Genomic DNA, 25777 nt, shown 5'->3' with positions numbered 1-25777 from the left:
GAAAACCTGTTGCCCCGGTCCGTCCGCCTCCCGCAGCATCTGACCATGTGACAGCTGCTGCCCGCTTCTTCCGCAAGTTGATCCCGGACCTGACGCCCTGGCGCGCCTCCCGGGAGTTCCGGCTGCTCTGGACGTCGGGGTGCGTCACCGCCTTCGGCAGCTTCCTCACCTACATCGCGGTGCCGATCCAGATCAAGCAGCTGACCGGCTCGACCCTCGCGGTCGGCCTGGCCGGCGCGTTCGAGCTGGTGCCGCTGGTGGTGTTCGGCCTGTGGGGCGGGGCGCTGGCGGACGCGCTGGACCGTCGCCGCCTGGTGCTGCTCAGCGAGGCGGGGCTGACGCTGATGGCCGTGCTGCTGCTGGCCAACTCCGTGCTGCCGCACCCGCTGCTGTGGCCGATCTACCTGGTGGGGGCGCTGACCGCAGCGCTGGACGGCATCCAGCGCCCGGCGCTGGACTCGATGTTCCCCCGGGTGGTGGCGCACGACCAGCTGCCCGCCGCGTTCACCCTCGTCTCGCTGTACCGCAACGCCGCCTCGGTGGCCGGCCCGGCGCTGGCGGGCGTGGTCGTCGCGGTGGCCGGGGCGCGCAGCGCCTACGCGCTGGACGTGCTGACCTTCCTGGTGTCGCTGGCCCTGATCGCCCGGATGCGTCCGATCCCGCCCGCCGAGAGCGCCGACCGGCCCTCGCTGCGCAGCCTCGGGCAGGGCCTGGCCTACGCGTGGAGCCGCAAGGACCTGCTGGGCACCTACGCGATCGACACGGTGGCGATGCTGTTCGCCTTCCCGGTCGCGGTCTTCCCGTTCCTGGCGGACTCGCTGGACGCCGAGTGGGCGCTGGGCCTGCTGTACGCGGCGACGGCGGTCGGCGCGCTGCTGGTGTCGGCGACCGGCGGCTGGCTGTCGCGGGTCCACCGGCACGGGCGGATGCTGCTGTTCGCGGCGCTCGGCTGGGGCGGGTCGATGGCGCTGGCCGGCCTGGCCGGGAACGTCTGGCTGGTGCTGCTGTGCCTGGCGCTGGCGGGCGCGGCCGACCAGATCAGCGGCGTCGCCCGGTCGACGATCTGGAACCAGTCCATCCCCGACGAGCTGCGCGGCCGCCTCGCCGGGGTGGAGCTGCTGTCGTACTCGGTCGGCCCGCAGCTCGGCCAGGTCCGGGCCGGCGGCATGGCCGCGCTGGTCGGCACCCGGGCCTCGATCTGGACGGGCGGCGTGATGTGCGTGCTGGGCGTGCTGGCCCTGACGGCGTCCATCCCGAAGCTGCTGGCCTGGGACTCCCGCACCGACCCGCACGTCCTGGCGGTGCGGGCGCAGCACGAGAAGCAGCAGGCCGAGGCCGCGGCCGCCGAAGTGTGAGGGGGCGTCAGGCCTCGGGCGTCTCGTCGTTCCAGCGCGGGTCCTGCTTCCACTCCTGGTTGCGCTCGGCGGCGGTCTCCAGGGCGTGCGCGGCCTCCTCGCGGGTGGCGTACGGGCCGAGCCGGTCCTTGGCCGGGCACTCCGGGCCCTCCTCGACCTTGCCGTGCTTGATGCAGTAGAACCACTCCCCCGGCTTGCCGGTGGGCTTGCTGCGGCCGAACACCATCGTCTCGTCTCCCGTCCTGGTGGGCCCTCGCGGCGGCGGCCGCGGCGGTCAGCTGTGATCATTCCCGGTGGCCCGCCCGCGCACACGGCCCGGGGCGGGCGGACGGCGGCCGATACACTCGCGGTCATGGCTCTGGTACCCGGCACGCAGTCCCCCACCCGCAAGGTCCCCGCGCACATCGCGCGTCCGGAGTACGTCGGCAAGCCCGCGCCGACCCCGTACACCGGCCCCGAGGTGCAGACCGCGGAGACCGTCGAGAAGATGCGGATCGCCGGCCGGATCGCGGCGCAGGCGATGGCCGAGGCCGCGAAGCTGATCGCCCCCGGTGTCACCACCGACGCGCTCGACGCCGTCGCGCACGAGTACATGTGCGACCACGACGCGTACCCGTCCGACCTCGGCTACCGGGGCTTCCCGAAGTCGGTCTGCACCTCGATCAACGAGGTGATCTGCCACGGCATCCCGGACTCGACCGTGCTGCAGGACGGCGACATCGTCAACATCGACGCCACCGCGTACATCCACGGGGTGCACGGCGACCTGAACGCCACCTACCTGTGCGGCGACGTGGACGAGGAGTCCCGGCTGCTGGTGGAGCGCACCCGGGAGTCCCTCGACCGGGCGATCAGGGCGGTCAAGCCCGGACGCCAGATCAACGTGATCGGGCGGGTCATCGAGTCCTACGCCAAGCGGTTCGGCTACGGCGTGGTCCGCGACTTCACCGGCCACGGGATCAACACCTCGTTCCACTCCGGCCTGATCGTCCCGCACTACGACAGCGACCGGGCCACCGAGGTGATCAAGCCGGGCATGACCTTCACCATCGAGCCGATGCTCACCCTGGGCAGCTACGACTACGACATCTGGCCGGACGGCTGGACGGTGGTCACCAAGGACCGCAGGCGCACCGCCCAGTTCGAGCACACCCTGGTGGTCACCGCCGACGGCGCGGAGATCCTCACCCTCCCCTGACCGGACAGCACAGCGGCCCGTCGCCCCGCCCGGGGCGACGGGCCGCTGCGTCGTTCCTGCGCCGCGGGCCTGCTCGGCTCAGCCGATCAGCCACTGCTCCTCGGCGACCGCGCCGACCTCGGTGCACGCGTCGGTCAGCACGTCCAGCACCCGCAGCGGGTCCGGCAGCGGCTGGTCGGGGCCGCGCAGCCAGCGCACCCGGGAGCCGTCGGTCAGCGCGGCCGGCGGGACCAGGGTGTACGAGCCGCGGCAGTGCCAGCGCAGCCCGGGATGCTCGGAGACCGTCTCGGGCGTGGAGTCCAGCGCGCTGGGCCACCACTCGTCCTCGTCCTGCGGGGTGCCGCGGGTGGCGGTGAAGAACAGGTACCGGTCGCCGCCGACCGCCGCCACCGGACCGCCCACACCGAGCGCGCCCAGCCGCCGCAGCGCCAGCTCGCCGGCCTCGGCCGGCACGTCCAGCACGTCGTGCACGCGGCCCGTCGCGGTGACGAAGTTCACCTCCGGGTCACGCGTCAGCCAGTGCGCCAGTTGCTCGGCGTCGACGGTGGCCTGGGACTGCCAGGCGAAGGACACCGGATGCTGGGCCGGAGCCGGACAGCCGACCCGGTCGCACGAACACCGGTACCCCGCCGCCGGGTGCGCCGCCGGCGCCACCGGGAACCCCGCCCGGACCGCCCCCAGCAGCAGATCCAGCTTCGCAGCCGCGTCCTCCGTGGCGTCCGGGTCGTCCTTCCGGTCCCGCCGCCACCAGGACGTCCACCTGCTGCTGGCTTCCATCTGGCCCCTTCCGCACCTGCTGAGCTGCCGCACCTGGTACGGCACGGCCACCGACGCAACACCCGACGCCAACGCACGGAGCCGCTCGCTGCTTCCCGAATCGGTGCACCGCGCGCGGGGGCGTCTGCCGTCGACCGGGGCCGGGTTCTCCGGCCGGCCGACGTCCGGGGCGGGTACGGAGTTCGAGAGTCTCGCTCGGCGGGCGGGCGCACCTCGGCGCGCCCCACCCGGCCCGTACGGGCCCGCGGACCCGGGGCAACCCCCGGGGGCGTACGTAGCAGGATAAGGGTCCGAAGGCCCTTCCCATGACCGTCGGCGATGCTGTCCGCGTCACATCCGCCGCGACGCGACGGACACACCCGCCCGCACCGGACATCCCGCCGGGTGCCTACCCTGGACCGGTGAAGAGCGCCGACACCGAATTCCTCGGGGGGCCGCTGGACGGCCGAGTCCTGCCGATCCTGCTGAGCCCGCTGCACGCCGTGCCGAAGGTCTACCGGGTGCCCGTCCCCGCGCACGGGGACACCCCGGCGATCACGCTGGTCTACCGGCGCGCCAAGGAGTACAACGCGAAGGGCCGCTTCCGCTGGCGGTACGAGTACGACGACGCCGCCAGCGGCTGACCGTCCGTCACGCCCCGCGCCGGGGTGGGGCTCAGGCCTCCTCGGCCAGGATCAGGTACAGCTTCTTCTTCGTCTCCGCCAGCACCGCCAGGCCCTTGGCGCGCTGCTCCTCGGTGCCCGTCATCATGACCTGGCGCACCGCGTGGTCCACCGCCGCGAGCGCGGCGCCGACCTCCTGCACGGCCTCCCAGTCGTCCCGCCGGCCGGCCTCGTCCCACGGGGACTCGGGACCCTGCTCGGCCTCGACCCGGCCCTGCTCGGTCAGTTCGAACAGCTTCTTGCCGGACTCCTCGTTGGCCTTGATCAGGCCTTCCTCCTCCAGCAACTGGAGCGTCGGGTACACCGAGCCCGGGCTGGGCCGCCAGACACCGCCGGTGCGCTCGCCGATCTCGGTGATCATCTCGTAGCCGTGCATCGGACGCTCCCGCAGCAGCGCGAGCAGCGAGGCCCGCACATCACCGCGCCGCGCCCGGCCCCCGCGCCGCCCGCCGTGCCCGCCGCGCACCCCGTGACCGCCGAAGCCCCGCCCGCGCGGCCCGAACCCGGGCCCGAACGGCGGCATCGGCCGCCCCTGCGCCCCGAACGGCCCGAACGCCGCCCGCGCCTCGAACTGCTCCCCCTCCTCGGGCCGCTCGGCCCACCGACGCCGACCCTCCCCGCGATAACGCTTGTCGTACCGCATGACGAACACCCGCTTCCCATGGTTGTCGGACACTCCGATCGTCGAAGCATCTCGATAACTCGACGATATATCGGTAACTGTCGAACGACAAGGGATTCCGACACCCGGCCGCCGGTCCGCGCGCAGTGCTACGGCCCGGCCTCGGTGATCGCGGCGTAGGCCGCCGCGTTCGTCCACTCCTCGGCGCTGCTGTCGGTGGTCAGGTTGATGTAGAGAGCTCGGGACTGCAGCAGGTAGCGGTGGCTGTTCATCCGGTAACCCGACTGGGTGGCGCTGCGGATGTCCGTGCCCCTGTCGCAGAGCTGGGAGCCGGGGCCGGTCGTCGGACACCAGAGGCTCCAGTCCGTGATGGAGAACTCCGCGAGCGCCTGCTTGCCCCGGTCGGCGGCCTGCGCATCGGCCAGGGGCATCACCCAGACCGCCACCGCGATCCTGGCGTTGGCGTCGATGTACGTCCCGACCACCTGCTTGTCGCAGCCGGCCTTGCGCAGCGCTGCTTGGAGGCTCTCTTTCATGGAGTCGTCCGGGCAGTCCCCCGTGGAGCCGCTGTTCCGGGTGTAGGTCACGCCCTTGGAGTCGGTGAAGGAGACGGGCAGCAGCGCGCTCGCGGTCAGCGGGGTCCGGTCGGTCTGCGCACTGTCGAGCGACCTGGGGTCGAAGGTGGGGGTGGGGGTGCGAGCGGGGGTGGTGGTGACGGGCGCAGGCGTACGGGTCGGGCTCGCGGAGGTCGGAGAAGGGGTCGGCGGCCGGGTGGTGCCGGGTCCCTCCGCGTGGTCACCGGTGCCTCGGGAGCGGGCGATCATGACGGCCAGGAGGACCAGGACGAGCACCACGAAGACGACGGGGGCGACGAACGAGGACTTCGACCGGCCCTGCGGCGCGGTCGCCCCGTCGGAGGCCGCCCCGTCGGAGGCAGGATCGTCGGAGACCGCGTCGGCCGGTGGTGCGGCGGAGGCGGTGGGGACCGTCGGGGCGGCCGCCCGGAGGCACTCCGCCCACTCGGCCGGCGACGGCCGGCGGGCCGGGGCGGGGTCGAGGCTCCGGCGGGCGAGCTCGCCGAGGTCCGGGCTCAGCGCCGTCAGTGCGGTGGGATCGGTGGTGACCTGGTCCCGGGCGATCAGGCGGACGGCGAGGAGCGCGAGTTTGTGGACGTCGCCGGCCGGGGTGGCCTTCTCCTCGCCCGCCGGGAGCTGCCAGTCCGGCGTCTCGGCCTGCGGCAGGACACTGGCGCCCCGCAGCCGCATCGCGTCGCAGTCGATGAGGAAGCACTCGGGCGGACCGGTGGTGGCGAGCAGCAGGTTCTTCGGGGACAGGTCCCCGACGCCGATGCCGATGCGGTGCAGCCGGTCGAGCGTCCCGGCCAGGTCCGCGAGCAGCAGCAGGCGGTCCCGTTCGCCGACGGTGAGTCCGATTCCGGCCGTGTACGCGTCGTCGTTGAGCAGGAACTCCAGGTTCGCCAGTCGGCGGGTGCCGCTGCCCGCGCCGCTCAGGCTGCGGAAGTCGAACCGGAACCGGTCCGGGGCGGCCCGCATGAGGAACCCGCTGACCTGGCCCTCCGTGCGGACCACGGCGGCCGGCCAGGCGGTCTTCTCGCACAGCCACCGGCCCTCGTCGCCGCTCAGTTCGTCGAGCAGGTCCACCATCGCGGTCAGCGCGGCGGCGTCGAGGTCGGGGAGCAGGGCGGGCGCGTACTCCTTGTAGACCACGTCCCAGCCGCCGTCGGCGGCGGCCTGGTTGATCCTCAGGTTGGCCACCCGGTGGACGACGCCCTGGCCGCCCTGCCCGAGACGGCGGTCGAGGACCAGGGCGCCGCGGTCGACGGCGCCGCCGGGAGCGGCGTTCATCGGGGCGGGGCCGGGCTGCGCCGCCAGATCGCCAGCAGGGTCCGGTCGTCGTCGAAGGTCTCCCGGGAGAAGTCCAGCACGTGTGCGAGCCACAGGGGTGACGGCGGTGCGGCGAGTTGACGGGCGAACAGCGCGCCGACCTGGCCGTCGCCGTCGCCGAGCGGGTCGCCGAAGCCGTCGGTGCCGACCACCAGCACCTGGTCCGGCGTCAGGCGCAGGGTGGCCTGTTCGAGGGCGGCGGGGACGCTGGGCAGTGCCGTGACCTCGTTGGAGACCAGCAGGGCGTCCGAGCCGGTCTTCGTCGGGAAGACCGGCCAGTAGGCGCCCCGCCGGCTGTCGAGCAGCCAGGCGCCCGAGTCCCCGATCCGGCACAGTTCGACGACCGGCCCGTCGGGGTGGGGCCGGACCAGGCCGGTGACCAGCGTGGTCGCGTACCGGCCCGCGACCTCGGCGGTGCTCGGCTCGGCCGGGTCGAGCCGCCCGCGGGCCAGCCGTCGCAGCCGCTCGGCGGCGTGCCGGGCGACATCGTGGAGGTCGAGCGCGTCCGGGCTCCAGGCGAGTTGGAGCAGGATCCGCTCCAGCGCGGCCCGGCACGCCTCGCCGGCGCCGCGCTCGGCCCTGGTGGCACTGGAGACGCCGTCCGCGACGGCGAACACGACGGCCCCGGTGGGCGCGTGCGGTACGGCGCGGGCGGCGTCCTGCCGCGGCTTGCCGTAGTAGCGGTGGTGGGCGCCCCGCACCGACGCCAGCCGCACGGTGAGGCCCGCGGTGGACCAGCCGTCGCACTCGGTGTCGGGCACGTCGAGGACGTCCCCGCCGGGCGGCCGGGCCTCGAACTCGACCCCGGGCGCCCCGACGGCGATCCGCTGCCAGGGCAGCGGGGACGGCGTGCCCTCGGCGCCGTCCGGACTCACAGGCCGACCTCGTCGATGGCCATGGTGAACTGGTCCGGCCGGTTGACGACGAGCTGCGGGTTGGCGGAGTTCAGCGCCTGGCCGGAGGAGACCAGGCTCGCGGTGAGCGAGTGGAAGAACTCCGAGATGGCCCGGCCGATGTCGGCCCCCGGCACGGCCACGAAGGCGAACTCCGGCCGGGTCGCGACCTCCAGCATGGTCCGGGCCTCGGCGCTGCCGATGCCACAGGCGATGATGTTGGGCGCCGTGGGAGTGCGGGCCCGGTCGACCAGCAGGGCGTGCGACCGCCGCCAGGCGTCCCCGTCGGTCGGCTGGCCGTCGCTGAGGAAGAACACCACCGGGCGGTGCACCTTGTACCCCTGGCCGCGGAGCCACTGCACGTCGGTGGGGATGCGTTGCCGCAGGTCGTCGAAGACCGCCCGGTAGCGGGTGGTTCCCCGGATGACCACCTCGGGCAGGCTGGTCTCGGCCCGCATGTCGGCGACCGCGAGCCGGACCTGCACGTCGTCGGAGAACCCGAGCACGGCGAGCCGCAGCTTCGCCGCGACCATCGGTTCGGCCCGCAGCCCCTCGCAGAGCGAGACCAGGCCCTCGGACAGCTCCTCCCGGTACGGGCCCATCGAGCCCGATTCGTCGGCCAGCACGTACGCAGGCAGCAGCACACCTTTGATCTCGGCCATTGCGTCCCCCATCCACGTCGCGCGAGCGACACCTGATGTCCCACTGTCGGCGGTGCTTCGGGCGTCAGGGCAGCAGTGCCCTGACCGCCTCGTCCAGGCCCTGGATCTCGGCGGCGATCGCGGTGGTGGCGGCCACGCCCTGCCCGGCCCGGGAGAGGAAGCGCAGGACCTGGTCCCAGCGCCGCACGGGCTCGGCCACCACCTGCTGGAGGTCCTCCGCCGCCCGGACCGCGTCGGGGTCGGGGCTCTGCCGCAGCTGCTCGACGAGGGCGAGCACCCGACGGACGACGGCCTCCTCGTCCACCGCCGAGGTGTGGACGGTCGCGGAGGAGTCCTGGCCCGCGGCGATCGCGCCGCCGCTGATGGTGACCTGGGCGTTGCCGCTGATGTGGAGTCCGCCGGTGATACGCCGGTCCTCGGTCATCGGCCTTCCTTCCTTCTGCTGCCCGAGGCGCGTTCTGCCAGGCGCACGAGTCTGCTGCCGGCACCGGCGGCCACCGGGGAGTTGACGAAGCTGACGTTGGCGTTGTCGGAGGCGAAGACGCCGCCGTTGTAGATCACGCTCCGGCGCTCCCGGAGTTCGGAGACGTCGACCTGCCGGTCGGCCAGGAAGTCGGTGAGCGTGTCCAGGGCGCGCCGTTCGACGATCTTGGTGTACATCTGGCTGTCGACCTGCTGGAAGTACCGGTGGAACCTGGGTTCGGCCGCCGCCTCCCGAATGCTCAGCTCGGCGCCGTGGTTGAAGGCCCCGAGGGCGATCAGGCGCAGTTGTTCCTTCTTCTTCTGACGGTCGGTCAGGCCGCCGACCAGCAGTTCGAGCGTCTTGAACGGGCTGACGAGCAGTCCGCGCGGCACGGCGCCGGCCGAGGAGGCGACGAGGGCGAGCAGTTGCCGCCAGGTGGGGTGGTCGAGCAGGTGGTCGACCTGGTGGCACCGGTGGTGGATCGGGGGGAGCAGCGTGGTGCCGCCCTCGACGAAGAGCAGGTCCCGGGCCGCGCTCAGCGAGAACCGGACCACGGAGCCGGCCACCAGTTCGCCGCTCCACCCGGAGACCGTGGTGACCAGGTAGGGGCGGGCCCGTCCCGAGCCGTCCTCCCGCAGCCGGTCGAGCACGTCCGGGCGCAGCTCCGTCCGCGGCCTGCCGTCCGGTTGGGGAAGCAGCAGCCGGCGGAGCGCGGGGTCCAGCCCCTGGGCCAGGTCGGCGCCGTTCACGAAGACCCGCTCGGAGACCGCCACGCCGGGCAGCCCGAGGGCCTGGAGCGCGCCGGTGACTTCGGCGGTCAACTCCTGGAGGGTGAACGGGACGACGTGATCGGACTGCTCGTCGGGCCGGTCCACGGCGATGGTGAAGTTCCACGGGGAGACGAGCCTGCCGTAGCCGAGGAACGGTTCGAAGCCCGAGAAGACCGAGACGTTCCCCTTCCGCTCCTCGGCGGCGACCTGGCCCAGCAGCTTCTCCTCGTGCGGATCGCCACGGGGAGCCCGGGCCGGGTCGAAGGCGTCCCGGCTCAGCTTGGCCCTCAGCACGCCGTAGAACGTGATGAGCCGTTCGGCCAGCACGATCCCCCAGGCCACGCAGAGCAGGGGGACGACGAGCGGTGGCAGCGGCACCGGCAGGACGGTCTCCGCGCTGTCCGGGAAGGACTGGAAGGCGAAGGCGGCCACCACGCCGAGCGCGACGAGTGTGAGCAGGGCCCGGGTGGCGGCCTGCCGGACCTGCGCGGCGATCGCGTACCGCAGCACGCAGACCAGGTCGACGCCGGGCGAGAACGCGACGGTGCGGTGCGGCTCCTTGAGCACGGACTCGATGGCCCGGTCGCACAGCTTGCTGTCCAGCTGGACGGCGACGCACAGGTAGCGGGTGGCGTCCGCCGCCGACCGCGGAGGCGGCCGGAGCGGGGCCTGGGGAGCGACCGCCCAGGTGCTGGACGGAGGCCCCGCCGCAGCGGCGGCCGGCGGATCGGGCGGCGCGAACGTGGGCTTCATCGGCGGCACGGCGTTCCCGGGCGCCTTGTTGTTCGGGTCCGTGGTCATGTCACCCCCCTTGAGCACTACCTGCGGCACAGAACACAGCACGCGACAGAACTCACCACAGAGGTGGTACCACCGTCCGCGCGGAGCAAACAAAAACCTTACCCATGAAGGGAGTTGACGATTCTCCCGGAGGGTCGGAGCCGCCCGGCGCACAGCTCGCCGGCACCGGCGCGCGAGCCGGCGCACACGAGCCCGCTCCGGGCGACGGCGCCTCCGGCCGAAAGTTCCGGCCGCCCCGACACGCCCCCGCAGCGCCCCGGTCGTCGCCCGGAGCCACTACGGTGACGGCCATGGCAGGCGAACGCGATCTTCGACAGCTGCTCTCCGGCTTGAGCCCCGTCCTCAACCCCGGCCGCTACGTGTACTGCACGCTGCCGGGCCGGGTGCCCGCCGGGCTGCGGCCGGTCGTCACGGTGGCCGAACCCGAGGGCGTCACGTTCGTCGTCCTTGAGGAGGAGGCCGACTCGCTCGGCCTGCCGCACGCGTTCACCGCCGCCTGGATCACCCTGCGGGTGCACTCCGCGCTGGACGCCGTCGGCCTGACCGCCGCCGTCGCCACCGCGCTCGCCGAACACGGCATCAGCTGCAACGTGGTGGCCGGCTTCCACCACGACCACCTGTTCGTCCCGGCCGCCGACGCCGACCGGGCCCTGGCCGCTCTCGACGCCCTAGGCGCACAACACGCCTGACGCCTCGCCGGCAGCCCGGTTTCCGGCGTCCGGCGTCCGGCACGGGCGAGAATCCGAACGGACGCCAACACCGGCCGGGACGAGAGGGACGCCGTGCAGGACTCCGTTTGGACCGCCGCCACCGCCGCCGACCTCGGCGCCGCCCTCGCCGAGGCCGTGGACGGCGGGCTGTTCCCCGGCGGCGTGCTGACGGTCGGTCGGGCGGGAGGCGACCGGGTCACCGTCGGCCACGGCCTGGTCGCCCCCGAGTGCGGCGACGCCCGGCCCGGCCCGCGCACCCGCTACGACCTCGCCTCGCTCACCAAGGTGCTCGCCACCTGGCCGCTGGTCGGCGCCGCCGTCCGCACCGGCCTGCTCGACCTGGACGCGCCGCTGCGCGCGGCACTGCCCGAACTTCCGTCCCCCGGCGGCGACCTGACCGTTCGACAGCTACTCACCCACACCTCCGGGCTGCTCCCGAAGACCGGACTGGCCCGCTACGAGCACTCCGGCCGGCCGCTGATCGAGCACCTGTGCGCGGAGCCGCTGGTGAGCCCGCCCGGCAGCCGGCACCGCTACATCGACCGCGGCTTCATCCTGCTCGGCCTGCTGCTGCCCGCCGTCCTCGGGCGCCCCCTGCACCTGCTCGCCGAGGACCTGTGGCGCGAGCTCGGCCTGACCCGCACCGCCTACGGGCCGCTGCCCCGCGACCCGCAGCTCGCCCCGACCGAACAGCGGCTGCGCGACGCACCCCGCACCTGGGGCGCCCCGCACGACCCCAGCGCCGCCCTGCTCGGCGGGGTGGCCGGCCACGCCGGGGTGTTCTCCTGCGCCGACGACCTCGCCGCCTACGCCGAACACCTGCTGACCGGGGCGAGCCCGCTGGCCGACTGGTTCGCCGAGAGCCGCCGCCCGCGCGCCGCCGTCGAACCCGGCCTGCACCGCGGCCTCGCCTGGCTGGTCACCGACGACGGCGGGGCGGCCTACCACCACGGCTTCACCGGGACCAGCCTCTTCCTGGCCCCGGCCACCGGCCGCTACGTGGTGCTCTGCACCAACGCCGTCTACCACGGCTGGGACCGGGCCCGGCTGGCCGACCTGCGCACCCTCGCGCTGCGCACGCTCACCGGCTGAGCGCCGCCGCGGCGCTCAGCGCAGCGGCTGCCAGCGGCCGCCGGTCAGCACCGTCAGCACCTCCCGGCTGCGGACCTGGCCCGGCCGCGGCCGGGCGGGGGCGGCGGCCAGCAGCGCGATGTCGTCCTCGGCCGGGTCGGGGGCGCCGGCCAGCACCGCGTCCAGCAGCCGGTCCGGTCCGGCCCCGGCGGGCAGCCGCCGGGCGGTGAGCCGCTCCAGCGAGCGGTCGATGTCCTCGCCCCGACGCTCGACCAGGCCGTCGGTGAACAGCAGCAGGGTGTGGTCGGGCGGCAGCACCGCGATGCTCGGCACGTAGCCGTTCTGCCCGGTGCCGAGCGGCGGGCCAGGCTCCACCGGCAGCAGCGCCACCTCGCCGTTCGGGCGGACCACGGCGGGCGGCAGGTTGCCGGCGCTGGCGAAGCAGTAGCGGCCGCGGGCGGGTTCGGCGTACACCGCCAGGCAGGTGGAGGGGCGGTAGTCGTGCACGTCGCCGGCCAGGCCGTCCATCCGCGCCAGCAGGCGGTCGGCGGTCGGCTCCAGCAGCGCCATCGCGCGCAGCATCGCCTGGTAGTGGCTCATGTGGGCGGCGGCCTCGATGCCGTGGCCCATCACGTCGCCGATGGCCAGCACGGTGCGGCCGTCGGGCAGCGCCACCGTCTCGTACCAGTCGCCGCCGACCAGGGCGCCGGTGCCGGCCGGGCGGTAGCGGAAGGCGACGGTGAGGTCGGGGTGCGGGGTGCCGGGTTCGGCGAGCATGGCGCGCTGCAGGTCGACGGCGACCGCGTGTTCGCGGCTGTAGCGGCGGGCGTTGTCGAGGGTGATGGCGGCGCGCACCGCGAGGTCCTGGGCGGCGACCGCGTCGTCCTCGTCGAAGCCCGGGGAGGGGTCGGCGCGCAGCAGGGTGACGGTGCCGATCCGGTGGCCGCGGGCGGTGAGCGGCACCACCATGCCGGAGTGGATGTCGATCGCCCGGATGTCGGCGATCCGCTCCGGATTGGGGGCGGTGCGGCGCAGGTCGGCCTCGGTCAGCAGGTTCTCGATCACCGGCCGGCCCTCGGCCAGGCAGCGCGGCACGGCGGATTCGGGCCGGTAGTCGACGTACTCGCCGCGCTCGCCGACCTGGCGGACCTGCTCCAGCAGCTGGGGCTTGGCGGCGATCGCGGTGCGCAGCAGCCGGCGGCCGCCGTCGGGGAGCGGGCGGGCGTGCCGGCTGTCGAGGTGCGGGAGCAGTTCGACGGTGGTGGCGTCGGCGAGGTGGTCGGTCAGGAAGGCGGCGAGCTCCCCGCAGGTGGTCTCGACGTCGAGGGTGGTGCCGATCCGGGTGGCGGCCTGGTCGAGCAGGGCGAGCCGGGCCCGGGCCTGTTCGAGTTCGTGCTGCTGCCGGTGGGCGGCGGTGACCTCCAGCAGGATGCCGACCAGTCCGACGGGCCGCCCGTCCTCCTCCAGCCGGTGGTAGGCGCCGTGCCAGTGCCGGAGGTGCTGCGGGGAGCCGGCCCGGGTGTGGCCGCTGGAGATGATCTCGCGGGGGCGGCCGTCGGCGAGCACGGCGCGCAGCAGGTCCTCGCGGGCGTCGAAGCCGGGCAGCAGTTCGCCGACGGTGCGGCCGAGGTGGCTCTCGACGGGGAGGCCGTTCATCACGGCCAGTGCCGGGTTGACGTAGCGGAAGCGCAGCCGGGTGTCGAGGACGGCGACGGCGGCGGGCGTGCCGTCCAGCAGTCGGCGCAGCGGCTGCGGCAGGTCGTTCCAGCGGGTGTCGGCCATGGCTGCGGCACCTCCTCGCCGGGCGCCCGGGCACTGTGACCAGTAAACACAGCGCGGGGGGCCGGGGCGATCCGGTACGCGGCGGGGCCGTGCCGGGGCTGTCGCGGGCGGGTTCGCGAAGGGTGCGCGGGCGTCGGGAAGGTCACCCGAACGGGGTCGTCCGGTGTGCCCCGGCGGGTGGACGGGCCGAGGGTCGACACAGGTCCACTTCGGCCAAGGAGGTCCCATGAGCTCGTCCGTCGGCCCGACCCCGGCACCGCCCGGGTCACGCGGTTCACCGGCGCCGGGGCACAATCCCTGGGTGCCCGGGATGGTGCTGTTCGCCGGTGTGCTGATGCTGGTGACCGGTCTCTTGGAGTTGTTCCGCGGGATCATGGCGGTCGCGCGGGACGACATCTTCGTCACCACCCCCAACTACGTCTTCAAGTTCGACCTGACCTCATGGGGTTGGATCCACGTGGTGGTCGGCGCGCTGGTCGCGCTGACCGGCCTGTTCGTGATCAGAGGCCTGGCGTGGGCCCGGATCGCCGGTATCGTCATCGCCTCGGTGAGCGTGGTGGACTCCTTCCTCGCCATCCCCTACTACCCGCTGTGGTCAGTGGTGGTGATCGCGCTGGACGTCTTCATCATCTGGGCGCTGTGCGCCTATCACGAGGCCTGAACCGCCGCAGCGCGAGGTCCGAACCCTCGCACCGCGGTACAACGGCCGGAGCCGGTGGCCCGCTCCTCCCGGGAGCGCGCCACCGGCTCAGCCCTGCCGCCGGCCGGGCGTCACTTGTTCAGCGCGGCGACACCGGCCTGGGCGAACTGCTCGTCCTGGTCGGCGCTGGGGGCGCCGGCCACGCCGACGGCCGCGATCGGGGCGCCCTTCAGCTGGACCGGGGCGCCGCCGCCGAGGAACAGCGTGCCGGGGATGTCCTTCAGGTTCGGGGCCTGGGCGAGGCGCTTGACCAGCTCGGAGGTCGGCGCGTTCCAGGACACCGCGGTGTAGGCCTTGCGCTCGGCGGACTCGAAGGACTGCGGGCCGGCGCCGTCGCCGCGCAGCTCGACGATCACGTTGCCGTTCCGGTCGACGACCGCGACGGAGATCTTCTGCCCGGCCTTCGCCGCGGCGTCCAGGCTGGCCTGGGCGGCCTTGGTGGCGGCCTCGACCGTCAGGTGCGAGGTCTCGAAGGTGTTCTTGTTCTGGACGTCCGACGAGGCGGCGGTGGCGGGGGCCACGTTCGGCGTCTCGGCGCTGGCGGAGACGGCGCCGACCACGCTCGCCCCGACCGCGGCCACCGCGACGGCGCCGGTGACAACGCGGGTACGAGTGCTCAGCTTCTTCATCTTCGGCTCCTGGATCGGTGGTTGGGCGCCGGACTGCTGGGGTGCTCCGGCGTCGCTCTCCATGGTTCGCGGCCGGACCCCCGCCACGGATCGGCGAACCGGCTGGACCGGCGGAGCAGGATGGACGACAACCGTGTCAGCCGATCGGTTGATGTACGCCCCGCGATCCGCGGGCACCATCCAAGTGCCGGCATCCGCCGGCGGGCGCCGACCGCGTGCGAAAGGAGGCCGGCCCTGATGCGCCACCCCCTGTCCCGGGCGGCCGACCCGGACGCCGGCTGGCTCTCCGCCGTCATGCGGCTGGTCTTCGTCCTGCTGCTCGGCACCTCGCTGACGCGCTACCTGACGCACCACCTCGCCAGCCCGCTGACGCCGTGGGTGATCGCGCTGAGCGTCGCCCTCGCCGCAGGGCACCTGTCCGGCCTCTCCGAGCGCCGGCCGGCCTGGCTGGCGGCGGTGCTGGGCTCGTGGGCGGTGCTGGTGCTGATGGCGCCGAGCTTCGCCTGGTGCGCCGTCCCGCTGGTGTACACGGTGCTGCGGGCGTTCCCGCCCCGGGCGGCGATCCCGCTGGTGACGGTGCTCACCGCGCTGGTCATGGTGGCCCAGGCCCGATTGCCGGGCGCCGATCCGACGCTGGTGCTGCTGCCGCCGGCGGTCGCCGCGCTGGCCACCGCGGTGTTCCTGTACATGCAGCGGCAGGGCGCCCGGCAGCGGAAGCTGATCGTCGACCTGATCCGGGCCCGGCGGGAGCTGGCCGCGGTGGAGCGCCGGCAGGGCGCGCTGTCCGAGCGCGAGCGGCTGTCCGTCGAGATCCACGACACCCTCGCCCAGGGCCTGTCCAGCCAGCAGATGCTGCTGCAGGCCGCCGATCTCGCCTGGGAGCAGGACGCGGCGGCCGCCCGCGGCCACGTCCGGACGGCCGCCGCGATCACCGCCCGGAACCTCGCCGAGGCCCGCCGCTTCGTGCACGACCTCGCCCCGGCCGACCTCGCCGAGCAGGGCACCCTGGAGGCCGCGCTGGCCGCCCTGGCCGAGCGGGAGGCGGCGGAGAGCGGCCTGCCGGTCCGCTTCCAGCTGGACGGCAGCCCGGTGCCGATGCCGGCCGCCGCGCAGTCCGCGCTGCTGCGGATCGCCCAGGGCGCGCTGGCCAACGTCCGGGAGCACGCCCGGGCCCACCGCGCCTCGATCACGCTCTCCTACCTGGGCGACCAGGCGGTGCTCGACGTCGCGGACGACGGCCGCGGCTTCACCCCGTCCCCCGGCGGCCCCGCCGGGCGCGACCCGGCCGTCCCGGGCGGCGGGCGCGGCCACGGGCTGCCGGCGATGCGGGCCCGCCTGAGACAGTTGGGTGGCACGCTCACCGTCGAGTCGGCCCCGGGCGAGGGCACCGTGGTCTCGGCGGCCGTCCCGCTGGAGAGCCCCCCGGAGGTCCGCTGACAGCACGCCGCCCCGCACCACGCCGCACCGCCGCACCACCGCCGCAGGAGGGTCCATGAACGACGACGACCGGGTCAGACTGCTCATCTGCGACGACCACGCGATGGTCCGGGCCGGGCTGCTGGCGCTGCTCTCCAGCGACGGCGCGATCGAGGTGGTCGGCGAGGCCAGCACCGGCGAGGAGGCCGTGGCGCTGACCGCCCGCATTCAGCCCGACGTGGTGCTGATGGACCTTCAACTCGGCGACGGCATGGACGGGGTGGAGGCCACCCGGCGGATCCTGGCCGGGCCGGGCGACAGCCACGTGCTGGTGCTGACCACCTTCGACACCGACGCCGACATCAGCCGGGCCATCAACGCGGGCGCGACGGGCTACCTGCTGAAGGCGGAGCGACCGGCCGAGCTGTTCGCCGCGATCCGCTCGGCCGCGGCGGGCCGGCCGGCGCTGTCCCCGCCAGTGGCGTCCCGGGTGATGGCCCGGATGCGCTCCCCCCTGCCCCAACTCACCGACCGTGAACAGGACATCCTCGACCAGCTCGGCCACGGCCTGGGCAACCGGGAGATCGCCCGGGCGCTGTTCATCAGCGAGGCGACCGTGAAGACCCACCTCGGCCGGATCTACGCCAAGCTCGGCGTGGACACCCGCTCCGGCGCGGTCGCGATCGCCAAGGAGCGCCGCCTGCTGCGCTGACCGGACCGGGCGACGGCCCACCTCCCGGACAACTGAAGATCGATCGGACGCGTCCGAAGCCTTGCCACGCACAGTGAGCAGAAGTCAGTATTCCTACCGGCCGGTAGACCTGACGGGACATCGGCCCCGGAGAACGCAGAACTGGCCGGAGCGGGTGTGGCGGCGCCCGGCACGGCAGATGTGACGCGAACGCGCAACGTGCGCGCAACCCTCCGCTCACCCTCTCCTCGCCGACCCGTCGTCCGAGGACGAAACGGTTTGGCCGGAACCAACGTCATGAAAGGCGGACGCGCACCATGCCGACCGCATCAAGCCCACCCGAGCCGCGGCGCCGTCTCGGCGAGCACGGGCTCGCCTGGGCGTTCCTGCTGCCCTCGGTAGTGGTCTTCGCCCTCTTCATCCTGTATCCGCTGGGGCGCACCTTCTACCTGAGCGCGCACGCCAACGACCTGTTCGGCGCGCCCTCCCGGTTCGTCGGGATGAAGCACTACACCGACCTGTTCGCCTCCGCCGACTTCGGCCGCACCCTGGTCACCACCGGGCTGTTCGTGCTGTTCACGGTGGTCCCCGGAGTGCTCGGAGCGCTGCTGCTGGTGCTGCTGATGGAGAGCCGGATCCGCGGCGTACGACTGCTGCGGTCCGCCTTCGCGCTGCCGTTCGCGTTCTCGGTGGCGAGCGCCTCGGTGGTCTTCTCGGTCTTCTACAACCCCGCCAGCGGGGTGCTCAACGGGTTGCTGTCGCACGTCGGCCTGGGCCCGGTGGGCTGGCTGACGGACTCCCAGTACGCGCTGGTCTCCATCGCGATCTCCACGATCTGGATGAACCTCGGCTACAACGTGCTGGTGCTCTCCGCGGGCATCGGCTCGATCCCGGGCGAGATCACCGAGGCCGCCCGGCTGGACGGCGCGTCCGGCCTGCGGCTGGCCCGGTCGATCACCGTGCCGATGCTCGGCCCCAGCCTGTTCTTCCTGGTGGTGATCTCCACCGTGAACGCGCTGCAGAGCTTCGGCCAGATCCACATCCTCACCAAGGGCGGCCCGGACGGCGCCACCCGCACCCTGGTGTACTCCGTCTACGAGAAGGCGTTCGCCTACGGCTCCAGCGACTTCGGCACCGCCAGCGCGCAGGCCGTGGTGCTGATGGCGGTCGTGCTGTGCTGCACGGCCGTGCAGTTCGGAGTCCTGGAGCGGAAGGTGCACTACGCATGACCACCCTCGCCAAGACGCCCGCCGTCGCCGATCCCGCCCGCGCCGCCCGCCGGCCGCTGCACCTCCGCTCCCTGCTGGGCCGCGCCGGGGTCTACGCGGTCCTGGCCGTGGCCGTGCTGACGGTCGTCTTCCCGGTCTACTACGTCTTCGCCGGCGCCTTCATGCGCCCGGACGAGATCGCCAGCTACCCGCCGGCGATGGTCCCGCACTCGGTCACCGGGGACAACTTCTCCGGCGCCGTGCACGCCATCCCGCTGGTGCGCCAGTACGGCAACTCGATGCTGGTGGCGGGCCTGATCACGGTGGCGCAGCTGTTCACCTCGGTGCTCGCCGCGTACGCCTTCGTGTTCCTGCCGATGCGCGGGCGGTCCGTGGTGTTCGGCCTGTTCCTGGCCACCCTGATGGTGCCGTGGGAGGCCATCATCATCCCCAACTACCTGACGCTGTCCGGCTGGGGGCTGGGGAACACCTACTTCGGCCTGGTACTGCCGTTCCTGGCGTCCGGGTTCGGGACGTTCATGCTGCGGCAGTCGTTCCGTCAGTTCCCGGGCGAGCTGCGGGACGCCGCCCGGATCGACGGGGCGGGCCACTGGCGCTTCCTGTGGCGGATCCTGGTGCCGCTGAACAAGCCGGCCCTGGCCGCGCTCGCCATCTACGTGTTCCTGTCCTCCTGGAACCAGTACTTCTGGCCGCTGATCATCACCCGCACCGCCGACATGCAGACCCTGCAGATCGGTCTGTCGTCGCTGCGGGACTCCGAGATGGCCGACCCCGGTCTGATCCTGGCCGGCGTGGTGCTGTCGCTCCTGCCCACGCTGGCGCTGGTGCTGTTCGGCCAGCGGTTCATCGTCCGCGGTCTGACCGCGGGCGCGGTCCGCTGACGGCGGATCACCCTCCCTCGTACGAAACACCGCTCCCGGTACCACCCTCGCAGAAGAGAGAGAACCCGTGAAGAGAAGTGCCCGCGCGCTCGCCGCACTGCTGGTGTCCGGCCTGGCCCTGACCGCCTGCAGTTCGAGCGGATCCGGCGGCTCCTCCGACGACTCCGGCGCCCCGGCCGCCTCCGCGCTGGACCAGGCGTCCGGCGTGACCACCGTCGAGTTCTGGCACTCGATGACCGGCAAGAACGCCGACGCGCTGACCGCGCTGGTGAACCAGTTCAACGCCGCGCACCAGGGCAAGATCGAGGTCAAGCCGCTGTTCCAGGGCACCTACGACGACCTGATCGCCAAGTACAAGGCCTCGGTGCAGCAGAAGGCCACGCCCGCGGTGGTGCAGGTCTACGACATCGGCAGCCGCTTCATGGTCGACTCCAAGCAGATCGTCCCGGCGCAGGCCTTCGCCGACAAGGACGGCTACTCGCTGGACGACCTGCAGGCGAACATCCGCAACTACTACACCTTCGGCGGCAAGCTGCAGTCGATGCCGTTCAACTCGTCGATGCCGCTGCTCTACCTGAACGACGACGCCTTCAAGGAGGCCGGCCTCGACCCGGCCAAGCCGCCGACGACGCTCGCCGAACTCGGCGAGATGGCGCAGAAGTTGACCAAGAAGGACGACAGCGGCAAGACCGTCCGGTACGGCTTCGGCGCGGCCATCTACGGCTGGTTCGTCGAGCAGCTGCTGGCCGAGAACGGCGCGCTGTACTGCGACTCCGACAACGGCCGCTCCGGCAAGGCCGGCAAGGTCACCTTCGACTCCGCCAAGGGCGCCGAGATCGTCCAGTGGTGGGCCGACCTGGTCAAGGGCGGCTACGCGGCCAACACCGGCCGGCAGACCCCGGACGCGCAGGCCGCGTTCAAGGCCGGCACGGTCGCCATGCACCTGGAGTCCACCGGCGTGCTGCGCGGCTACACCGAGGCCGCCAAGTTCACCGTCGGCACCGCGCCGTTCCCGAAGACCGCCGCCGGCGACCAGGGCGGCCCGATCATCGGCGGCGCCTCGCTGTGGATCTCCGGCCCCGGCCACTCCGACGCCCAGAAGCGCGCCTCCTGGGAGTTCGAGAAGTTCCTCACCGCCCCCGAGCAGCAGGCCGTCTGGCACACCGGCACCGGCTACTTCCCGGTCAACTCCAAGGCGCTGGAGCTGCCCGCCGACAAGGAGTGGGTCGCCAAGTACCCGCAGTTCCAGACCGCGATCGACCAGCTGAAGGGCACCAAGCCCACCCAGGCCACCGCCGGCTGCGCGCTCGGCGTCATGCCGCAGGCCCGCAAGGGCGTGGAGACCGCGATCGAGCAGACCATCGCGGGCACCAAGACCGCCCAGCAGGCGCTGACCGACGCCGCCAAGGAGCTCCAGCCCGCCATCGAGAGCTACAACAGCTCGGTGGGCTGACCCGCTGACGCCGAAGGGCCCGGCCGCCGTACGGCGGCCGGGCCCTTCGGCGCGAGAGCGGTCCACGCCCTCGGGCGCGGAAAGCGAAAGGCGGCGGACGAGTCGGCCTGTACGCCGGGTTCTGTCTCCCGGGTTGCTTGCGCGGCCCGGGGAGGCGGCCATCCATCTAGGGCTGCCGTTGCCGACAGCCTCGTGCGGTCTACCCGCGAATTCGGGCGAGCAGCCCTCGAACATCCGCGCACGACACCCGAGGGTGTCGATCTTGACCTTGCTCCGAGTGGGGTTTACCTAGCCGGCCGAGTCACCTCGGTCGCTGGTGGTCTCTTACACCACCGTTTCACCCTTACCCGCCGCCGAAGCGGTGGGCGGTCTGTTTTCTGTGGCACTGTCCCGCGGGTCACCCCGGGTGGGTGTTGCCCACCACCCTGCTCTGTGGAGCCCGGACGTTCCTCGGCGGGCCCCCAGAAGGGACCCGACGCGACCGCCCGGCCGGCTCGTCCGCCGTAATGGTCATGGTAGCCGCTCCACGGACGGTCCCCGTACGCCGCCCGGCGCCCGGTCGAAGCGGGCCGCCACCAGGGCCGCCGTCCCGGCCGCCCACCGGGTGGTGGTGACCAGGCCGAGGGCGAACACCGTCAGGCCCAGGCCGGCGATGATCCACCAGCCGGTGTGCGAGGCCGCCGTGAAGTCGCCGGCCGAGGCGACCGCGCCGGCCACCACCGTGCCGATCACCGCGACGCCCAGCGACTGGCCGACCTGCCGACTGGTGGAGGCCACCGCGGCGGCCACCCCGGCCTGCGCCAGCGGCATGCCGGAGACCGCCGAGTTGGTGATCGGCGCGTTCACCATGCCGAAGCCCAGACCGAACAGCGCGTACGCGGGCAGCAGCAGGAACGCCGAGGAGTCGGCCGTCAGCCCGGTCAGCAGCACCCCGCTGGCGGCGATCGCCGCACCGGCCACCAGCAGCGGCAGGCGCGGGCCCCGGTTGCCGACGATCCGGCCGGACAGCGGGGCGGTCAGCAGCGTCAGCCCGGCCATCGGCAGCGTCCACAGGCCCGCCACCACCGGGCTGTAGTGACGCACGTTCTGCAGGTACAGGGTGTTCAGGAACAGGAAGCCGGCCAGCGCGGCGAACGCGCACACGGCGGTGACGGTGGCGCCGGTGAACGGGGCGCTGCGGAAGAACCGCGGGTCGATCAGCGGGTCCGGCACCCGCCGCTCCCAGAACGGGAACACCAGCAGCGCGACCAGCGCGACGGCGGCCAGCGCCAGGATGACCGGCGAGGTCCAGCCGTGGCTCGGCCCCTCGATGATCACGGTGGTGCCGCAGCCCAGCAGCAGCACCATCAGCAGCTGCCCGACCGGGTCCAGCCGACGGGGCCGCGGCGACCGGGACTCCGGGACGTGGCGGTACGTCAGCACGAAGGCCGCCAACCCGACCGGAATGTTGATCAGGAAGATCGACGGCCAGCCGGCGCTGTCCACCAGGAACCCGCCGATCAGCGGCCCGAGCGCCATGCTGACGCCGATCACGCCGCCCCACACGCCGATCGCCTGCGCCCGCTCCTTCCGGTCGGTGAAGGTGTTGGTGATGATCGACATCGCCACCGGGTTGAGCATCGACCCGCCGACCGCCTGCACCGCGCGGAACGCGATCAGCCAGCCCAGGCCCGGGGCCAGGCTGCACAGCAGCGATCCGAGCACGAACAGCACCAGCCCGGTCTGGAACACCCGCTTGCGGCCGATCCGGTCGGCGATCGAGCCGGAGAGCATCAGCAGCGAGGCCAGCACCAGCGTGTAGGCGTCGATCACCCACTGCAGGCCGGAGGCGGACGCGCCCAGGTCGTGCTGGATGGCGGGCAGCGCGATGTTCACCACTGTGTTGTCCAGGCCCACGATGAACAGGCTCAGACAGCAGATGGCCAGGACGAGAAGCCGGTGACGGCGGTCGGTGACAGCGATCGATCGGCTCATTCCCCGATCATCGCACCGGCTCCGGCCGCATTCGAAGGCGGTTGTGCGCCAGGCACCAGCGCGAACCGGACGGTCCGGGTGACCGGGTCGGCCAGCGTGAGCCGGACGGTCACCCGGCGGCCCAGTGGCAGCCGGTCCGCCGCGTCGCACTTGGCGACCACCGCCGGCCGGCGCAGCTGCACCGTGCCGACGGTGGGCCGGCGCTCGTCCACGTCGATCACCACCGCCGGGAAGTCCTCGCCCTCCCGGCCGCGCAGCAGCTCCGCCTCCACCAGGTCCACGCAGGCCCGCTCCACCTCGTGCGCCCGGCGGTCACCGCCCTCCAGCAGCCCGGGCACCAGCGGCAGCGCGTCCCGCACCCAGCCCGGCACATCGACGCCGCCGGCCACCGCCAGACAGATCTCCAACGCGTACCGGTCGCCCAGCCGGCGCAGCGGCGCGGTGCAGTGCGCGTAGGGGGCGGCCAGCGCGGCGTGCCCCGGGTCGGCCGGCGGGACGGTGCCGCGGGCGGTGTCGAACGCGTGGTAGCCCGCGCCGCGCAACAGGCCGGTGCACTCGTTCAGGAACGCGGCGTCGGCGGTGCGGGCCGGGTCGAGGGAGCGGACCAGCTGCGGGTAGGGCAACCCGTCCGGCCACGGCACGTCGAGCGCGGCGGCGACCCGGCGCAGCCGCGCGTACGCCGACTCCGGGGCGGTGGGGAGGGTGCGCAGCAGACCGACCCCGGCGTCCAGCATCAGCTCGGCGGCGGCCATCCCGGTGAGCAGCGAGAGCTGCGCGTTCCAGCCGTCGGCCGGGCGCGGCGCGCGGTAACCGAGCCGGTAGCCGCCGTTCACGGCCGTCACCTCCTGCTCGGGGATCGGCAGGCTGACCCCGCCACGGGCCTGCTCCTGCGCCTCGCGGAGCCGGCCGATCTCGGCGAGCAGGGCCAGCTGCCCGTCCGCGCGGCCGGCGTCGATCCGGCCCTGGACGGTGGCGTAGTCGAGGCGCCGACGCGAGCGGACCTGGGCGCGGCGCAGGTCCGCCAGCACCAGCGAGCCGTCCGCGTCCAGGTCGAGCTGCCACAGCAGCGCGGGCCGCAGCTCGCCCGGCAGCAGGCTGGCCGCGCCCTCGGAGAGCCGGGCCGGATGCAGCGGAACGTTCCCGTCCGGGAAGTACAGCGTCTGGACGCGGCGGCCGGCCTCGGTGTCGATCGCACCGCCCGGGAGGACGAAGGCCGCCACGTCGGCGATCGCGTAGTGCACCCGGTAGCCGCTGCCGCGACGGGCCAGGTGCATGGCCTGGTCGAGGTCGCGGGAGCCCGGCGGGTCCAGCGTGAACAGGTCGAGATCGGTGGCGTCGAACTCCGGCAGCCGCGGCAGCGAGGCGGCCCGCTCGGCCTCCGCGAGCACCTCCGGCGGCCAGTCGGCACGGATCTCCAAGCGGGTTCTGAGGTCGGCGAGTTCGGTGTTGATCCTGGCGGTCTGGGCGGCCCGGACGCTGAAGTGTCGGCGCGGCATGGTCGCAGCGTAAGACGCAGTAGCGTGGTCGACGCACCGGACCGGCCATGAAGCCGGTTGTGGCGCACGGGGTTTGGCCGTGGGAAGGGGCAGACCGTGACAGGTCGGGCGGACATCCGGCAGGGGGCAGCGGCGGGGTGCCGGTGCTGCGCAGTGGACACGAGTCGGCCTGTACGCCGGGTTCTGTCTCCCGGGACGCGGGCCACGGCGGTGGCCGTCGCGGGCACACTGGCCGCGCTGGGCGGACTGCACGCGGTCTGGTCGCGCTCGCCGTGGCCGTGCCGCGACCGCGACCGGTTCGCCGACCTGGTGGTCGGCGTCGCCCCCGAACAACTCCCCTCCGCGCAGGCCTGCCTGGGTGTCGCCGGCCTGCTCGGCACCGCCGCCTACCTGGTCGCCGCCCGCGGCGGAGCACTCCCCGCGATCGGCCCCCGCCGCCTCCGCACCACCGGCACCGCCACCGTCGCCGGCGTCCTCCTGACCCGCGCCCTCGCCGGCCCCCTCGCCTTCGCCCACCGCACCCCCGCCTTCGTCCACCTCGACCGCCGCCTCTACGCCCCCCTCTGCCTGGCCCTCGGCACCGGCGCAGCAGTGGTCGCCGCCCGCGGAAAGTAGCCCCCCCTGGGCCCGACGGGGGACCACGGCACGGGCCCCTGGTCCGCCCGCCGCAGGCCGCCGACGGCACGCAACACACGACCTGCGGACGGCCGGCGCAGGCGGGCCGAAGCCCAGGGGTCCGGTGGCCTGGTCCGCCCGCCGCAGGCCGCCGACGGCACGCAACACACGACCTGCGGACGGCCGGCGCAGGCGGGCCGAAGCCCAGGGGTCCGGTGGGAAGCACCGACCGCCGCGAACCATGTGCATCGGCCCATGGCCCCGAGCGCTCGCCGTGACGGGCACTGTGCACGACGAAAACACCGGCACCCGGCCCCTGGCCCACCCCGGGCGAGGCGCAGTCATTCGGCGCGACGCAGCCGCACAGACCCCGTCGGCTCCGTCCCAGGCCCGCAGCACACAGCCAGTGACCCAACCCCGAGCAACCCACAACCGCCCGAACCCGCCGCTGGCGCGCCGAAGTCCCCTCGGCGCAGCCGCAAACCCCGCCACCGGCCGCCGCAGGCACCCGGTGCCGGACACTGCACACGATCGACAGCCCACCCCTGGACGACGCGCGACCGCCCGAACCCGCGGAAAGGCTGCCGCAAGCACCCGGTGCCGGACACTGCACACGATCGACAGCCCATCCCCGTACGACGCGCGACCGCCCGGATCCGCGAACCGCCCCCGCAGACCTCGCCCCACAGCCACACAAACCCCACCAACAGCCGCCGCAGCCACGCGAGCACACCGTCACGAGCCCACCCCCAGCAACCCACAACCGCCCGAACCCGCGAAAGAACTGCCGCAGGCACTCGATGCCGAACACCGCACACAATCGGCAGCCCACCCCCGGGCGAGGCGCAGTCATTCGGTGCCGCAACGCCCGCGGCGCAGCCGCACAGACCCCGTCGGCATCCACCCCAGGCACGCAGCACACAGCCAGTGCCCCGCCCCGGGCAACCCACACAACCGCCCGAACCTGTGGGCGCCCGCCGAAGGCCCTCGGCGCAGCCGCAAACCCCGCCGACGGTTGCCGCA

The 25777-nt window shown here is 73.5% G+C and carries 24 protein-coding genes and 1 other RNA gene; 12 read left to right on the top strand and 13 right to left on the bottom strand.

From position 1 onward, the window contains the following. Positions 1–47: 47 nt before the first annotated feature. Positions 48–1355 (top strand): MFS transporter, encoded by a 1308-nt coding sequence (locus CG736_RS10280; protein WP_100585868.1) that lies wholly within the window; start codon positions 48–50, stop codon positions 1353–1355. Between the two features lie 7 nt (positions 1356–1362). Here the strand turns inward: CG736_RS10280 and CG736_RS10275 are convergent, their stop codons facing one another. Next, positions 1363–1581, bottom strand: a complete 219-nt coding sequence (locus CG736_RS10275) for a hypothetical protein (protein WP_043913668.1) — start codon at positions 1579–1581, stop codon at positions 1363–1365. A gap of 126 nt (positions 1582–1707) precedes the next feature. Here CG736_RS10275 and map point away from each other — a divergent pair, with 126 nt between their 5' ends. Then, the gene (map, locus tag CG736_RS10270) at positions 1708–2553 is read left to right on the top strand and encodes a type I methionyl aminopeptidase (RefSeq protein WP_100585867.1); all 846 of its coding nucleotides are present in this window, start codon (positions 1708–1710) and stop codon (positions 2551–2553) included. 78 nt (positions 2554–2631) lie between these two features. Here the strand turns inward: map and CG736_RS10265 are convergent, their stop codons facing one another. Further along, complete coding sequence (locus tag CG736_RS10265; protein WP_100585866.1) at positions 2632–3330, bottom strand: bifunctional DNA primase/polymerase; 699 nt, start codon at positions 3328–3330, stop codon at positions 2632–2634. Positions 3331–3731: 401 nt separating this feature from the next. Between CG736_RS10265 and CG736_RS10260 the strand changes: the two genes are divergently transcribed. Then, entirely contained in the window at positions 3732–3953 is a 222-nt protein-coding gene (locus tag CG736_RS10260; RefSeq protein WP_100585865.1) for a hypothetical protein, read from the top strand. 31 nt (positions 3954–3984) lie between these two features. Here CG736_RS10260 and CG736_RS10255 read toward each other — a convergent pair whose 3' ends face one another. From CG736_RS10255 to CG736_RS10230, 6 genes are all read right to left on the bottom strand, one after another. Then, positions 3985–4635 carry a PadR family transcriptional regulator gene (locus CG736_RS10255; protein WP_100586018.1) on the bottom strand — a complete coding sequence of 217 codons (651 nt, stop codon included), beginning with the start codon at positions 4633–4635 and terminating at the stop codon, positions 3985–3987. A 128-nt stretch (positions 4636–4763) separates the two neighbouring features. After that, positions 4764–6479, bottom strand: a complete 1716-nt coding sequence (locus tag CG736_RS10250) for a hypothetical protein (protein ID WP_100585864.1) — start codon at positions 6477–6479, stop codon at positions 4764–4766. Further along, the gene (locus CG736_RS10245) at positions 6476–7393 is read right to left on the bottom strand and encodes a protein phosphatase 2C domain-containing protein (protein ID WP_100585863.1); all 918 of its coding nucleotides are present in this window, start codon (positions 7391–7393) and stop codon (positions 6476–6478) included. Before CG736_RS10245 ends, CG736_RS10250 begins: the two co-directional genes overlap by 4 nt. Then, complete coding sequence (locus CG736_RS10240) at positions 7390–8073, bottom strand: hypothetical protein (protein ID WP_100585862.1); 684 nt, start codon at positions 8071–8073, stop codon at positions 7390–7392. Before CG736_RS10240 ends, CG736_RS10245 begins: the two co-directional genes overlap by 4 nt. Before the next feature lie 64 nt (positions 8074–8137). Continuing rightward, entirely contained in the window at positions 8138–8497 is a 360-nt protein-coding gene (locus tag CG736_RS10235) for a hypothetical protein (RefSeq protein WP_100585861.1), read from the bottom strand. After that, a complete protein-coding gene (locus CG736_RS10230) occupies positions 8494–10107 on the bottom strand; it encodes a hypothetical protein (RefSeq protein ID WP_100585860.1) in 1614 nt (537 codons plus the stop codon). Before CG736_RS10230 ends, CG736_RS10235 begins: the two co-directional genes overlap by 4 nt. 290 nt (positions 10108–10397) lie before the next feature. Between CG736_RS10230 and CG736_RS10225 the strand changes: the two genes are divergently transcribed. Together CG736_RS10225 and CG736_RS10220 are read left to right on the top strand one after the other, a co-directional pair. After that, positions 10398–10796 (top strand): ACT domain-containing protein, encoded by a 399-nt coding sequence (locus CG736_RS10225; RefSeq protein WP_100585859.1) that lies wholly within the window; start codon positions 10398–10400, stop codon positions 10794–10796. 93 nt (positions 10797–10889) lie between these two features. Further along, on the top strand, positions 10890–11909 hold the full coding sequence (locus tag CG736_RS10220) for a serine hydrolase (protein WP_100585858.1): 1020 nt from the start codon (positions 10890–10892) through the stop codon (positions 11907–11909). A gap of 15 nt (positions 11910–11924) precedes the next feature. Here the strand turns inward: CG736_RS10220 and CG736_RS10215 are convergent, their stop codons facing one another. Then, positions 11925–13670 (bottom strand): SpoIIE family protein phosphatase, encoded by a 1746-nt coding sequence (locus tag CG736_RS10215; protein WP_100585857.1) that lies wholly within the window; start codon positions 13668–13670, stop codon positions 11925–11927. Between the two features lie 310 nt (positions 13671–13980). Between CG736_RS10215 and CG736_RS10210 the strand changes: the two genes are divergently transcribed. Then, entirely contained in the window at positions 13981–14331 is a 351-nt protein-coding gene (locus CG736_RS10210; protein WP_100585856.1) for a hypothetical protein, read from the top strand. A gap of 110 nt (positions 14332–14441) precedes the next feature. On the opposite strand, the gene CG736_RS10205 is transcribed toward CG736_RS10210, so the two are convergent. After that, on the bottom strand, positions 14442–14999 hold the full coding sequence (locus CG736_RS10205; RefSeq protein WP_100585855.1) for a heme-binding protein: 558 nt from the start codon (positions 14997–14999) through the stop codon (positions 14442–14444). A gap of 237 nt (positions 15000–15236) precedes the next feature. Here CG736_RS10205 and CG736_RS10200 point away from each other — a divergent pair, with 237 nt between their 5' ends. The 5 genes from CG736_RS10200 (at position 15237) to CG736_RS10180 (ending at position 20669) form a co-directional block, all read left to right on the top strand. Continuing rightward, on the top strand, positions 15237–16436 hold the full coding sequence (locus CG736_RS10200) for a sensor histidine kinase (RefSeq protein WP_100585854.1): 1200 nt from the start codon (positions 15237–15239) through the stop codon (positions 16434–16436). Between the two features lie 55 nt (positions 16437–16491). Continuing rightward, on the top strand, positions 16492–17127 hold the full coding sequence (locus tag CG736_RS10195; RefSeq protein WP_100585853.1) for a response regulator transcription factor: 636 nt from the start codon (positions 16492–16494) through the stop codon (positions 17125–17127). Between the two features lie 296 nt (positions 17128–17423). Continuing rightward, on the top strand, positions 17424–18335 hold the full coding sequence (locus CG736_RS10190) for a carbohydrate ABC transporter permease (protein ID WP_100585852.1): 912 nt from the start codon (positions 17424–17426) through the stop codon (positions 18333–18335). After that, the gene (locus CG736_RS10185) at positions 18332–19216 is read left to right on the top strand and encodes a carbohydrate ABC transporter permease (protein ID WP_100585851.1); all 885 of its coding nucleotides are present in this window, start codon (positions 18332–18334) and stop codon (positions 19214–19216) included. Before CG736_RS10190 ends, CG736_RS10185 begins: the two co-directional genes overlap by 4 nt. A 67-nt stretch (positions 19217–19283) precedes the next feature. Beyond that, on the top strand, positions 19284–20669 hold the full coding sequence (locus tag CG736_RS10180; RefSeq protein WP_100585850.1) for an ABC transporter substrate-binding protein: 1386 nt from the start codon (positions 19284–19286) through the stop codon (positions 20667–20669). Positions 20670–20763: 94 nt separating this feature from the next. Here the strand turns inward: CG736_RS10180 and rnpB are convergent. The 3 genes from rnpB to CG736_RS10165 all read right to left on the bottom strand — a co-directional run bounded on the left by rnpB (position 20764) and on the right by CG736_RS10165 (position 24139). Further along, positions 20764–21166: RNase P RNA component class A (gene rnpB, locus CG736_RS10175), an RNA gene on the bottom strand. A 13-nt stretch (positions 21167–21179) separates the two neighbouring features. Next, complete coding sequence (locus CG736_RS10170) at positions 21180–22643, bottom strand: MFS transporter (RefSeq protein WP_100585849.1); 1464 nt, start codon at positions 22641–22643, stop codon at positions 21180–21182. Next, complete coding sequence (locus tag CG736_RS10165; protein WP_100585848.1) at positions 22640–24139, bottom strand: RNB domain-containing ribonuclease; 1500 nt, start codon at positions 24137–24139, stop codon at positions 22640–22642. Before CG736_RS10165 ends, CG736_RS10170 begins: the two co-directional genes overlap by 4 nt. A 210-nt stretch (positions 24140–24349) precedes the next feature. Between CG736_RS10165 and CG736_RS10160 the strand changes: the two genes are divergently transcribed. Then, on the top strand, positions 24350–24754 hold the full coding sequence (locus CG736_RS10160) for a DUF3995 domain-containing protein (RefSeq protein ID WP_157815504.1): 405 nt from the start codon (positions 24350–24352) through the stop codon (positions 24752–24754). The last annotated feature ends 1023 nt before the right edge of the window (positions 24755–25777 follow it).

It is taken from the genome of Kitasatospora sp. CB02891 (genome assembly GCF_002803145.1).
GTDB classification, from domain to species: Bacteria; Actinomycetota; Actinomycetes; order Streptomycetales; family Streptomycetaceae; genus Kitasatospora; species Kitasatospora griseola.
The sequence above is the reverse complement of the archived record's forward strand: the minus strand, read 5'-3'. Positions and strand labels throughout refer to the sequence as shown.

Excerpts from the sequence above, each read along its gene's own strand:
- CG736_RS10275 (WP_043913668.1), bottom strand. The coding sequence starts at position 1,581 with ATGGTGTTCGGCCGCAGCAAGCCCACCGGCAAGCCGGGGGAGTGGTTC.
- map (WP_100585867.1), top strand. The coding sequence starts at position 1,708 with ATGGCTCTGGTACCCGGCACGCAGTCCCCCACCCGCAAGGTCCCCGCG.
- CG736_RS10265 (WP_100585866.1), bottom strand. The coding sequence starts at position 3,330 with ATGGAAGCCAGCAGCAGGTGGACGTCCTGGTGGCGGCGGGACCGGAAG.
- CG736_RS10255 (WP_100586018.1), bottom strand. The coding sequence starts at position 4,635 with ATGCGGTACGACAAGCGTTATCGCGGGGAGGGTCGGCGTCGGTGGGCC.
- CG736_RS10250 (WP_100585864.1), bottom strand. The coding sequence starts at position 6,479 with ATGAACGCCGCTCCCGGCGGCGCCGTCGACCGCGGCGCCCTGGTCCTC.
- CG736_RS10240 (WP_100585862.1), bottom strand. The coding sequence starts at position 8,073 with ATGGCCGAGATCAAAGGTGTGCTGCTGCCTGCGTACGTGCTGGCCGAC.
- CG736_RS10235 (WP_100585861.1), bottom strand. The coding sequence starts at position 8,497 with ATGACCGAGGACCGGCGTATCACCGGCGGACTCCACATCAGCGGCAAC.
- CG736_RS10230 (WP_100585860.1), bottom strand. The coding sequence starts at position 10,107 with ATGACCACGGACCCGAACAACAAGGCGCCCGGGAACGCCGTGCCGCCG.
- CG736_RS10225 (WP_100585859.1), top strand. The coding sequence starts at position 10,398 with ATGGCAGGCGAACGCGATCTTCGACAGCTGCTCTCCGGCTTGAGCCCC.
- CG736_RS10215 (WP_100585857.1), bottom strand. The coding sequence starts at position 13,670 with ATGGCCGACACCCGCTGGAACGACCTGCCGCAGCCGCTGCGCCGACTG.
- CG736_RS10210 (WP_100585856.1), top strand. The coding sequence starts at position 13,981 with ATGGTGCTGTTCGCCGGTGTGCTGATGCTGGTGACCGGTCTCTTGGAG.
- CG736_RS10205 (WP_100585855.1), bottom strand. The coding sequence starts at position 14,999 with ATGAAGAAGCTGAGCACTCGTACCCGCGTTGTCACCGGCGCCGTCGCG.
- CG736_RS10200 (WP_100585854.1), top strand. The coding sequence starts at position 15,237 with ATGCGCCACCCCCTGTCCCGGGCGGCCGACCCGGACGCCGGCTGGCTC.
- CG736_RS10195 (WP_100585853.1), top strand. The coding sequence starts at position 16,492 with ATGAACGACGACGACCGGGTCAGACTGCTCATCTGCGACGACCACGCG.
- CG736_RS10190 (WP_100585852.1), top strand. The coding sequence starts at position 17,424 with ATGCCGACCGCATCAAGCCCACCCGAGCCGCGGCGCCGTCTCGGCGAG.
- CG736_RS10185 (WP_100585851.1), top strand. The coding sequence starts at position 18,332 with ATGACCACCCTCGCCAAGACGCCCGCCGTCGCCGATCCCGCCCGCGCC.
- CG736_RS10170 (WP_100585849.1), bottom strand. The coding sequence starts at position 22,643 with ATGAGCCGATCGATCGCTGTCACCGACCGCCGTCACCGGCTTCTCGTC.
- CG736_RS10165 (WP_100585848.1), bottom strand. The coding sequence starts at position 24,139 with ATGCCGCGCCGACACTTCAGCGTCCGGGCCGCCCAGACCGCCAGGATC.